Here is an 11,563-nt window from a genome sequence, read left to right on the forward strand (position 1 = left end):
CTTTGCATTTCACTTAGCGACAACAACTTTACCGTTTCTAACCTTACCCCCAGCTTCAATCTGATAAAAATACACCCCACTTGAAACCTCACGCCCTGAATTATCCGTCCCATCCCATAACGCGTTAACCTCAGCGCTGGAAGAATCTTTTTCCAACTCCTTAACTACCCTCCCGCGAATATCATAAACAACAACTTTAGCATTGACAGTATCGCCGGTATCTGAACTAAAACTTATCCTCAAACTTTTTTTACTACCATTTGTATCCACCGGCGTAAAAACCTTCGCGCTGATAACTATATTCTCCAAACTCTCAAACGGCACAAGCTCAAAATTTTGAAATAATTCACCGCTGATTGATACGTATAAATTAGAACTAACTTCCTTATACCCCACGCTCCCGACAGTCAACGTCCAGTATCCGGCTTCACTTATATTTTCAATACGATACCGCCCATCCTCATCAGTAACAACAGTTCTGGCGGTATTACCTTTAACAGCATTTACTATCAACCCGCCTGCCCCGTTCCCAGTATTTTTGTTAAACACCCTTCCGCTGATAACGCTGCTCCTCTGCTGGACAAGCGTAACATTAAATTCCATTATATACTCATTCATCACAACAGTTTCCGCACTTGCACGATACCCAGTCTTACTGACGGATAAAACATACGTTCCTGTGGATAATCCAGTAAACACATAACTCCCGTCATCCATACTAGTTGTACCATAATTCCCTGGTTGCAGCGTACACACCGCACCGGAAATAATAACATCCTCGCTCCCGGCACTTACTACACCAAACAACCTACCCCCGGACTGCGTATTACCCGCTGATAAACCAAAATCAAGGTATACAGTTGCACCGGAAACCAGTGCGCAGGTCGACGCTAAAGTTTGGTACCCGCCGTATACAACCGTTACCGTATGACTCCCGACAACAATATTGCCAAACCGGTAAATCCCGGCACCATCCGTCACAACAGTAATAATTTCAGGGTATAATGTACACGCCGCGCCGGAAATATACCCGCTCGTTCCGGCAATCTTTACAGTTCCGGTGACAACACCTTTACTGACCCCTGCACCTAATGGGGTTAACTGCATATTCACCGCAGTTTCATTCCCTGCGCTTAATGTCACAATCTGACTCCCGGACTGATATCCATCACATGAAATTGTAAGATAATACGCCCCGGTTGCCAATCTACCAACACCATACCAACCGTTAATATCCGTATTTACGCTAACATTACCAGTTCCTGCTAACTGCACTCTTGCGTTATAAATTCCCGCCCCTGAACTTTTATCCCTGACTATCCCGGTCAACGTCGCATACGTACTCAACAGAAGCTCAAAATTTATGGATACCGTCGCTCCCGCAACTACCCATGTAGTTGACGATACGGTGATATACCCTTGAGCCGTAACAGTAACAGTATTCTCACCCTCACTCAACCCGCTGACCGCGTATCCCCCGTCAACCCCGGGAGTAACCCCAATATTTTCAGGTGAAACCAGCAGTTCTGCAGCAACCACTGGCATCTTAGTAACCAAATCCACAACCTTTCCTTTAACCGTGCCAACAGGCACATTCGCACCGGCAACCGCCTGTGCTGCTACCGACGTACAATTTGAAATTTTAGAAGTATCATTTGTATCATTCTTTGACTGCAAACAAAAATAGTAAGTCACCCCGGCTAAAAGATTACTCAAGACATACTCTTCTCTACTATACCGTTTTTTTGGCAACCACGACTGAGTATACGTTTTTGCGGCGGTAAACTTTACCGTAGAGTCAATACTCGCGGTAGAATATTTAAGAACATAGAGCTTTGCCGGTTGATATGTCCCATCCTCCCCCGGCGCAGTCCACGTTATACGCACCTGCCCGACACCGTTACCTGGATACACACGCAAGTCTGTCACTACTGACGGTAAATCATAATCCGTAACCCCAAAATAATCGCAGATACCTTTGTATGCCCCCAGCGCCATCAACCTCCGCGCTTTCTCGTCAAGTAACGCCCTGGAATCATCAACGCTTGTATGAAACCCGTACTCAATCGTGGCACTAGGTTTTTGTACACCCCGTGTCTCCCACCACTTATAATCCGCCTGCCATACACCATAGGCATTATATATCGGCGCCCAGGTTGGGTCGTAATAAGTTTTCAACATCGCGACAACCTGTGCAGCAAGTTTTTTTGCAAAATTATAACTATTCGTGATATTTAATGTATGCTCAGAAAAATCTCCGCCATCATAATCCGACGCGCTGTTAGAATTATTATCATTATCGCACAACACTACAGTTCCCCGTGGCGCCGGCTGCGTACTTGAAGCATTAGAGTGTATACCCAGATAAAGATCGCATTTATTATACTGCTTCCTCAACCAGTTTGCGTAATACGTACGGCTGCGTAAACACTTATTTTTTTCTGTACCAGTCCCGTAAGCAGGGTCATATACTGCAGCAGGAACGTTCTCACCATAAAAATTTCCATGAAAATAATATCTTGTCCCCACCTGCCACCGCGGATAATGGCACGGTTTTGTTACAATAGCAGTGTTTGGCCCCTGTCCGGTGTAGATAAGTTCCATTGTCCCGGGATTCATATCCCGCACAGTATGCGTCAACGCACTTGCATCATCGAGATACGCCTTTACATGCCGTGCGATACAGTGATTATTAAAATCTTCAATCAGCCCAAGCTGCTGCGCTGTACGTTCGGTATACCAATCCAGTGTTGTGGCTAAATCATTAGGGTTCCACTGCCACCCATGCCCCGGACTGATAACAATATGCCTTCCCGCCAGCACACCGCCGTAAATAACATCCCCACCGGCGGTAAGCACGAATAAAACAGTTAATATTAGAGATAACCCGTTTCTCCTAAACCGCAGTATACCCACTACTCCTTCCGTTTATTACCTTCAAGATACGACGCTAACGCCCTACCCCCGACAGTCATCTTAGTCCCGACAATATTATCCATTCCCATGGAGGTAAGCATATACGCCATCTGGTCATGAATGAACCAAATTTTTTCTTCATCCAGATTCTTTAAGATTTCCGTACTAAAATCTATCTCTACAACGTAATACCCGTCTTCATTTTTATTAAATACACACGACTTAATCCAAGCACCGGTACTAATCAACGTAGTATATCCCAGCGCTTTCTCTTCGTCAGTCGGCCCCTGTAACCATTCTTTAATAATATATTTCGTGCGTTCTACGGGATCCGCAGGTAAATCTTCCGCTGCCGGCGCTTCGCGTTCCAAATCACCGGGATACGAGTCCTTCATAAAAGAAATCTTATACTTATTATTCCCTGCAGGTATCGGAGGAACAGCATCTGAAACAGGCGCTGTACTTACAGCAACCGCACTACTGCTTTGTTTAACTACGAGCGGCGCTTTAACCACCTTACCCGCTACTGCGTTATTACCCGCACCAGCAGCTGCCAACAATGAAACCCCTGCCACTATCCCCGTTACTGCAACTACCATCCCTACGCCTACGGCAAACAACTTTTTTACGTTACTCATTTTACGCATCCTTCCGTATAACTACAGATTAAATTAAACAATAAATATTTTATTTAGCGACCAACACTCTCCCGCTTCTTACTTTCCCACCGGACTCTATCTGATAAAAATACACCCCGCTGGCAACCTTCCTCCCGGCAGAATCCGTACCATTCCAAGTAGCAGTAACCTCCGCCCCGTTAGTTTGTATATCTTCAACGTTCTTAACCATACGCCCTTTAATATCATAAATTTTCACTGCAGCAAGTTCATTCCCGGACGAAAGATTAAACTTCATTGGCAACAAATTTTCTGTCCCGTCGGAAGATACCGGTATATACACCGCCTTAACCTTTACTTCCTCAAGATTACCCTTTTGCGTAAGCTCAACCGCAACATTTTTCGGCATCCCAAGTACAAGGGTAACATTCATTTCTTTATAATCATACCCCACTTTACTGAATGACAACTTACAGCTGGTAAAGTTTAAACTCGTAAAACTAAACACCCCGTCAGAACCCGTCACCGCAGTTTTCTCAATTAAACTCTTTGTAAGCTTCACAGCAACACCCGCTATCGGCTGCTGCGTACTCTTATCCTTAACCACACCGCTTAACTCACTGACCTCGCTTTTTGTGAGGCTGGCATTCACAACCTTTGCTTCATTAGCAACCAGGGTTATATCAACTCTTGCGGATTCGTACCCGTTCTTGGACACCGCAAGAACATAACTCCCGGGACTTAAGTCACCGAACTCGTATGAACCATCACTTCCCGACTTCAACGCACTCCCAACCTGCACGCTATCGAGATACAAGATAATATCCGCATCATATATAGCCGTAGTGGTTCCGGATAGTAAAACTTTCCCGTAAATCTTTGTCTCACTCCCCCCGCTGCCATCGGGAACGAGGTTAATGTTTAATGTCGCCGTTGCACCGGGCGCAAGGTTTGTACTAACAGCTTTAGTAATAAACCCGCCGTAACTCACGGTAACCGTATGGCTCCCCATAACAACATTTTCAAACCGGTACACACCCTCGCCGTTGGTCAGCTTCTGCAAACTCTCCGGGCTTAACACACACACAGCGTTGGAGATTAACTGCGAATTCTGTGAGTTCTTAATTGTCCCGGTAATAACCCCGTAGGTAGACCCTCCGGTAGAAACCAGTGTTTCATCTGAGGTTGTCACCTGTCCTGCAGTCACCACCACAAGCTTACTCTTCGTTGCGTAGTTACTATACTGGAAACTAATCTGATGCGCCCCTGCTGAAAGTTTTACAAGTTTATACACCCCGTCATTATCAGTATAAGCGATCCCCCCGCCGGTAACATCCGTAACCTTTACACCGCTTAACTCTACAGAGAGGACACTATCCGTAACCTTCCCGGTAATCATCCCGTAAGTCCCCCCGGATAATGAAATCACTACTGTCGTAGTACCCCCAGCCACTACAGCGCAGACAGTAGTTGAGGATGTATACCCTGCCGCCGCTGCGGTGATTGAATAACTCCCAGCAAAAAGGTCATTAAAAGCAAATACTCCTCCGGAAGACGCCAGCATACTACTCCCGTCGGGATCACGTGTAACTGTCGCAGCAATACCTTCATCTGTCATCAACCCTTTTACAGTCCCAGATATTTTCCCTACCGCCACGCCGGTGGAATTGGAGACAACAGCGGAGACAGGATTAGACACGCGTGAAGTATCATTCGTAAAATTTTTTGACCGTACAGAAAAATGGTACGTATTCCCCGGAGTGAACCCCGTAAGGATATACTCCTCCCGTGAACGCCGTTTTTTAGGAATCCATGTTTGAGTATACGTAGTTGCAGCATTAAACGTAGTAGTACTGGTGATAGCGCTTGCTGAATATTTCACGATATACGCTGAAGCAGACCCCAGAGTCCCGTCTTCTCCTGGTGCGGTCCATACTAACCTCACCTGCCCGGCAGCAAAACCCGGTGCCGCAACGAGATCAGTGATCTGTGACGGCAAATTATAATCAGTTGCCTTAAAATAATCGCATAACGCTTTATACACCGATTGCCCGAAGATCATATTCCACCGGTCAGTAATCATCTGCGGCCCGTCAATCGCGTTATCATGGAAGCCCGCTTCGAGCATAGCATACGGCGTTTTTGTATACCTATTTTCAGCATACGAAAATGTGCGGTACAGGAACCCGCTGGAACCATTTTTTGACCAGGTAGGATCAACATAACTCTGAAGCTGCGACACAACCTTATTTAGAACAGTAGTTGACAACGTCTTCGCCTTACTATAAATTGCGGTATGTTCCGCCATATCAGTACCATCATAATCCTCAGCATCATCCGAATTATTATCCCCGTCAATCAACATCAACGTCCCCCGAGCTGTACCGGATGCTGCGTTTGTATGTACAGTGATCATAGCATCGCACCGCCCAAGCTTGTCTTTCATTAACCAGTTCGCAAAAAACGGACGTGAACGGTTAGAACGGTTTTTTTCATTTGCCGCCCCTGCGCCGGTAGGGTTGGTATAATAATACGTTGTCCGGTGCACAGTCTCCGGGATTAATAATCCCAACGGATCCTTCTTCATCCAATACGGCGCAGTCATTCTGAACAACGGCTGATTTTCCGCCCCTGCATATGGATGAGAGAGCCCGTACTTAACACTGCTATTGTTGTAATTATAATACTCCCGAACCTGATACGCCGTAGCCCCGCCGCTTTCAAGTATGTAGTTCATAATATGCCAGGTATGCATAGGATTAGAATAATCCTCAATCCCGCCGAATGACGCCCCGCGTTCCGTAGTGAACGCATCAGGGGTCAACGCAGTCTCCCAGAGCATACCATGCCCGGGATTAACCGCAAAAACCCGTCCTTCGAGAGGCAATTCCGCAGACACTGGTACCGGCGACAAAAACAACGGTAATACCATCACTCCTACTGCAAATAAACGTTTTACTGCCAACATTAAATCAGGTCTCCTTCTATAAAAAACCAAAAAATTATTTCTTAATAAAATCTTTTTCTTCGTACTCAAGTTTTGTGGTGTAATGCCCTAGCGCGCGCGGTACACCTTTTTTGTTTACAATACGAATATCAAGCCCGTTAATATCCGCAAACCCCGACTCCCAGAGCGACCACTGCACCTGGTCATACAACCCAGCCAAAAGGTCATCGTCAATCCCGCCAACCACAACTTCCGGGCTTAACTCAAGATATAGAGTCCGCCCGTCAATATCGTTTGGCTGTAAGCTAATTTTCTGGACATACGCATTATTTTTCTTCGCAGCGAGTTTCACCCCGAGCTTTGCTTCAGTTACATTCGGCCCCTTCAGCATCTCGTTAATAATGATCCTAATTTTTTCGGCATCATCCTGCGGAATGGCATCAACTTCCACAACCCTGGCAAACGCCTTATACCCCTGCCCCTGTAGTTCAGGATTTGAGTATGCAAGTTTAAACTCAAACTTTTTTGGTGTAATAATCCCGCCGGATACCGCAGCAAAACTATTCGCACCCGAAAATAAGGTTAACGCCAAAACAACTGACAACATCTTTACTTTCATCTTACAAATTCTCCTTTACACATCACTTAATTATTATATAACACACCTATTTTGCGATAATAATCTTACCGGAAATAATTCCATCCCCTGACTCCAACTGGTATAAATACACCCCGCCGGATACCAGTTCACCATTATCTTTCTTCCCATCCCATACAAACGTTGTAACGCCGTTCTTCACTACCAACTGCGCGTTTGTACTATCAAGCATCCGAACAATACGCCCGCGCAGATCATATATCTTTATAACCACATCACTCACAGCAGACGATGCCTGCGTACCGGCGTTGATACCTATACTATAACTCCCGGACGAATTCGGCGTATTGACCACCTTAGCCTCACCGGCAGCAGTACCATTATTTGTCCCTGACCCGCCATTAGTTCCGTTACTACTTATAATATTAACGGTATTCGGGCTTACAGCAGACCCGTAATATCCGGAATTCCTGAACGTGGTAATATCCCATGCGATAATATAATATTCTACCCCCGGATACTTTGCAATATCACTTGGCACCGGTGCTTCATACACAGTCCCGTTACTCGTAAGCATAGCGCGTGAACCGTATACATTATCCCCTTTTTTGCGATAATACAGCATTACAGCCTCCACCCCGCTACCGTCAGTCACTGTCGCTGAAATAATAACTATATCGCCTTCTGTCTTATTCCCCGGCGGCGTATGTGTAACAACCGGGCCGGTGGTATCGCTACTGGAAACCAGTATACGGTATGGACTATCAGCAGTACCGGCCTCTTTCATATTTTCAAGATCCGACGAATCCTTTGCCTGGATATAATAATCAATATTCCCTGTAACCTCACTTGCGCTTATCTGCGTAGAATACGTACTACCCGATGTCTTAGGCATAAACTGCGATGTAAAAACACTGCTGGTATCACGTTTATAAAATAAAATTACCGACCCTATTCCGGTAGCGTCGTTAACCCCTGCGGAAATAATTATTGCAGTCAGAGGCGCAGCACCGCGTACCGGAGAATGAACGATCACCGGTGCATCAACATCACTTGGCCCAACCGTAATCTTAAACGGTGCAATACTATATGTTGCAGGGAAATACGCAGCGTTTAAACCGGTATCAACCGCATAAAAGTAGTAATACAAATACTTAGAGGTAAACGCTGTTGCGGGAATTATAGCGGAATACCGCCCACCGCCGAGCGATGCCATGTTTACTGAAGAATATGTCCCAACGATATTTGTGCAGTAATACACCTTAGCGCTTCCCACTGCTGTACCGTCAGTAACATTCGCGTAAACCGTTAACGCCGTATTATACGCTGCGGAACTAACCTGCGTATGCGCAATCATCGGGCCGGATTCGTCGCTTATCACAATCCCTGTAAAATATTGTTTCAGTATTTGATCATACGTTTTGTTATACGGCGCAACCGCCATCTTCAACGCACCGTCCTGACACATACCCACCCCGTGGCCAAACCCTTTCCCTGAGAAAGTATACGACCCGGAATTATAGGTGATGCCGGTAAGCAGCGTACTTTGAAAATCTACCGAACCAATAGCCGAGCGGAACTGTACACCGGTAACATCAACTATTTCTGACGGTGAAGCATAGGTTATCCTAACATTTTTTGCCCGCCCGGATACATCAGTACTCGTTACTAGTATTCCGTTGGCAGAAATTACTGATTCAGAACTTGCTGGTGCAGTATTATTATTTGCTTTAAGCTTTGTCAACAACGCAGTACTTGTCATAGTCAGTACCCATGTATAATCAGTAGCTCCCGAACAATAAGTCGTTGCCATCCCAACACTCTTATCTTCAATACTACGCAGATACCCAAGTGCGGTACCGCCCCAAACATCTTCAGTATTAGCAGTTTTACCCCCGCAGTTACTAAAATAAAACACATACTTCAACGTTTGATTATTATATTTCATTGACAATCCGCAAGTAAGATCTACCGCGCTATTAAGTGTACTACGTTCAATATCATACCCCTTATACGCCTGGCAGTCCACCAAACTACAGAGGTCATATCCCAGGGAGTCATGTTTTCTCATAGATCCGAACGCAAACGTCCTTGCGGCAATCGCCTGTGCTTTTGCCGCTTCAATCGGTGCACTGGTACCAATCTCTGAAGGCACAACGCCGTAAAGGTACTGTTCCATATCAAGAACATTAATAATCTCTAACGACGTACCGTTCGATGAAAACTTTAATTCCCCCCGGAACTTTGTCCAGTGATAATTATCAGTCCCTATGCCTACAATTACATTGGGATCACTCTGGTATCCGCGTAACACCAGCGGGCCGGTATAAAGTTTAGTATCTACAGAAACCTTAGTCCCGCTTACATCTATGCGTTTACTATAATTCCCAGAGAAAATAACTGTTTTTGTAGCCGTATCATAAATCTCATACTTTTGAATGCCAGTAACATAAACAGAGGCTAACCCCGCAAGGCTGTTCGGATACAGGCTGCTTTTATAAGTCAACCCTATCCGTATATCCGCAGCATACCCTGCAGGGCATATCACCGATAATATCAGTAATACAAAACTAACTGAACGCGCAATCTTACAACAACTCATAAAAATACAACCTACTTCTCAATCCCCAGTTTACCTTCACGATGCGCGGAAATATAATTCATACAGTACTCATCATTCCCGAGTATCGCATTCGCAACATAGAGATTAGCCATCATTTTTTTATCCGTCGGATCAAGTATCGCACCATCGAGACCTGCAGCCATTGCGGAAACCAGGAACACCTGGTTTATCAACCACCGGTTCGGCAACCCGTACGATATATTACTCAACCCGCAGATAAAATGTATCCCCGGATACTTAGCTTTAAAAACCCGCAACGTTTCAAGCACATACGCTCCCTGTTTATTATCAGTCCCCAGTGGAATAATTAACGGGTCAACATAAATTTTATCAACCGCTACATTATCCTTAACTAACCGGTCGATAAGAACAGACCCGTAGTTAACGCGTTCCTCTACAGAACTCGGCATACCCTGTTCACCAATGCACAGGACAACAATATTGGTATCAAACTCCTTAACCAGAGGAACAATTTTTTCGTAACGTCCCGGTTCTCCGGAAATAGAATTTATCATCGGCGTATTTTTGCATAACTTCAATCCGCGGATAAGCACATCCGGGTTAGGGCTATCCAAGCATAACGGCTTATCGACAGCACCCTGTACAACATTTATCACCCATTCCAGCATCTCGCCCTCATTATTAACAAAAGTCCCGACATTAACATCTATAAAATCCGCCCCGGCATCCGACTGCGAAACAGCTTCTTTTTTTATATGTTCAACATCTCTCTGGCATACTGCTGCATTAACAAGTTTCCGGCTTGCGTTTATGCGTTCACCTACGATTAACATACTTCTTAGCACCGCACCTTTCTTAATTTACTACACACAAATTTTTGAGGAAGCTATATTATTAATAGTTTATTATTAAAAAAAAGAACTTGCAACACAGCTGCCACCCGTGTTTATGCATTTATAACGTATATATAAAATATTACACTTTTTTTGATTGATAAACAACACAATTTTAGCAGTAAATATTTTTGCGCACTACACCATCCCGCACTAGTAAACCGTTTTACACACTTATTGTATAACAATGTAGGCACTTATGATAAAACGCCCTACTTCGCGACAACAACTTTGCCTGATGACTTCACACTGCCTTCCAGTTCCACCTGGAAAAAATACACTCCGCTTGACACTTGAGAACTGTTTTCATTATATCCATCCCAATACATCTGAAGTTCATTACTCACCAATGCAACCATACCGATATCGGAATTATCGATAACACGCACCAGCCTCCCGGTACTACCATATATTTTTAGTACCACATTTTGAGTTGTTGCATTATTAATATTAATTTTGAACACGGCTTTACTTTTTCTGGTATCCGAATGATTAGGCGAAAATACGGAATTAACCACCACTACCGTGCTGGATACTGACGAGGTATCTGTTTCTGAAAGCGTAAAATTCTGAGTAATAGTTTCCCCGACTGGAAGGTTTATCCTCAAAACATCACTGTTAACAAACCCTGTTTTACTTACGGAAAGAAAATACGTTCCCTGGTTCAAATTATCAAACACATAATTCCCGTTAACATCAGTGTTATACTTAACATTCCCCGGGCTTAACACACACAACGCGCCGCTCAGCGCAACCCCGCTGCCCTTCTGCCGTACCTGCCCTCTCAACATACTCACTGTACGCCTTATGGTAATCATATACGGCGCAGTGCTATACCCTATCGGCACATACCCGCGATTATTATTATTATCAACCGCTTCTATATAATACTCAATCCCTCCGACGGTAACAATATTCCTGGGGATATACCCTGTATACCCGTTAGTCCCGGCCTTCTGCATCTCCCACCCGGAATACGCAATTGTCCCGGCATTACGATAATACAAC

7 protein-coding genes are annotated in these 11,563 nt (G+C 44.8%); all 7 read right to left on the minus strand.

The genetic code is table 11. The features are described from left to right. Positions 1-9: 9 nt before the first annotated feature. Entirely contained in the window at positions 10-2,916 is a 2,907-nt protein-coding gene (locus WC955_06465; GenBank protein MFA5858692.1) for a carboxypeptidase regulatory-like domain-containing protein, read from the minus strand. Next, complete coding sequence (locus WC955_06470; protein ID MFA5858693.1) at positions 2,916-3,554, minus strand: GerMN domain-containing protein; 639 nt, start codon at positions 3,552-3,554, stop codon at positions 2,916-2,918. Before WC955_06470 ends, WC955_06465 begins: the two co-directional genes overlap by 1 nt. A gap of 49 nt (positions 3,555-3,603) precedes the next feature. After that, positions 3,604-6,501: a carboxypeptidase regulatory-like domain-containing protein gene (locus WC955_06475; protein MFA5858694.1), complete on the minus strand. Its 2,898-nt coding sequence runs from the start codon at positions 6,499-6,501 to the stop codon at positions 3,604-3,606. Between the two features lie 34 nt (positions 6,502-6,535). Next, positions 6,536-7,099 carry a hypothetical protein gene (locus tag WC955_06480; protein MFA5858695.1) on the minus strand — a complete coding sequence of 188 codons (564 nt, stop codon included), beginning with the start codon at positions 7,097-7,099 and terminating at the stop codon, positions 6,536-6,538. Between the two features lie 46 nt (positions 7,100-7,145). Then, positions 7,146-9,680: a SpoIID/LytB domain-containing protein gene (locus WC955_06485; protein ID MFA5858696.1), complete on the minus strand. Its 2,535-nt coding sequence runs from the start codon at positions 9,678-9,680 to the stop codon at positions 7,146-7,148. A gap of 11 nt (positions 9,681-9,691) precedes the next feature. Beyond that, positions 9,692-10,495, minus strand: a complete 804-nt coding sequence (locus WC955_06490) for a dihydropteroate synthase (GenBank protein MFA5858697.1) — start codon at positions 10,493-10,495, stop codon at positions 9,692-9,694. Positions 10,496-10,767: 272 nt separating this feature from the next. After that, a partial coding sequence (locus WC955_06495; protein ID MFA5858698.1) for a carboxypeptidase regulatory-like domain-containing protein occupies positions 10,768-11,563 on the minus strand: 796 nt, incomplete at its 5' end.

The organism is Elusimicrobiota bacterium, assembly GCA_041658405.1.
Taxonomy (GTDB): domain Bacteria; phylum Elusimicrobiota; class UBA5214; order JBBAAG01; family JBBAAG01; genus JBBAAG01.

Excerpts from the sequence above, each read along its gene's own strand:
- WC955_06470 (MFA5858693.1), bottom strand. The coding sequence starts at position 3,554 with ATGAGTAACGTAAAAAAGTTGTTTGCCGTAGGCGTAGGGATGGTAGTT.
- WC955_06475 (MFA5858694.1), bottom strand. The coding sequence starts at position 6,501 with ATGTTGGCAGTAAAACGTTTATTTGCAGTAGGAGTGATGGTATTACCG.
- WC955_06480 (MFA5858695.1), bottom strand. The coding sequence starts at position 7,099 with ATGAAAGTAAAGATGTTGTCAGTTGTTTTGGCGTTAACCTTATTTTCG.
- WC955_06485 (MFA5858696.1), bottom strand. The coding sequence starts at position 9,680 with ATGAGTTGTTGTAAGATTGCGCGTTCAGTTAGTTTTGTATTACTGATA.
- WC955_06490 (MFA5858697.1), bottom strand. The coding sequence starts at position 10,495 with ATGTTAATCGTAGGTGAACGCATAAACGCAAGCCGGAAACTTGTTAAT.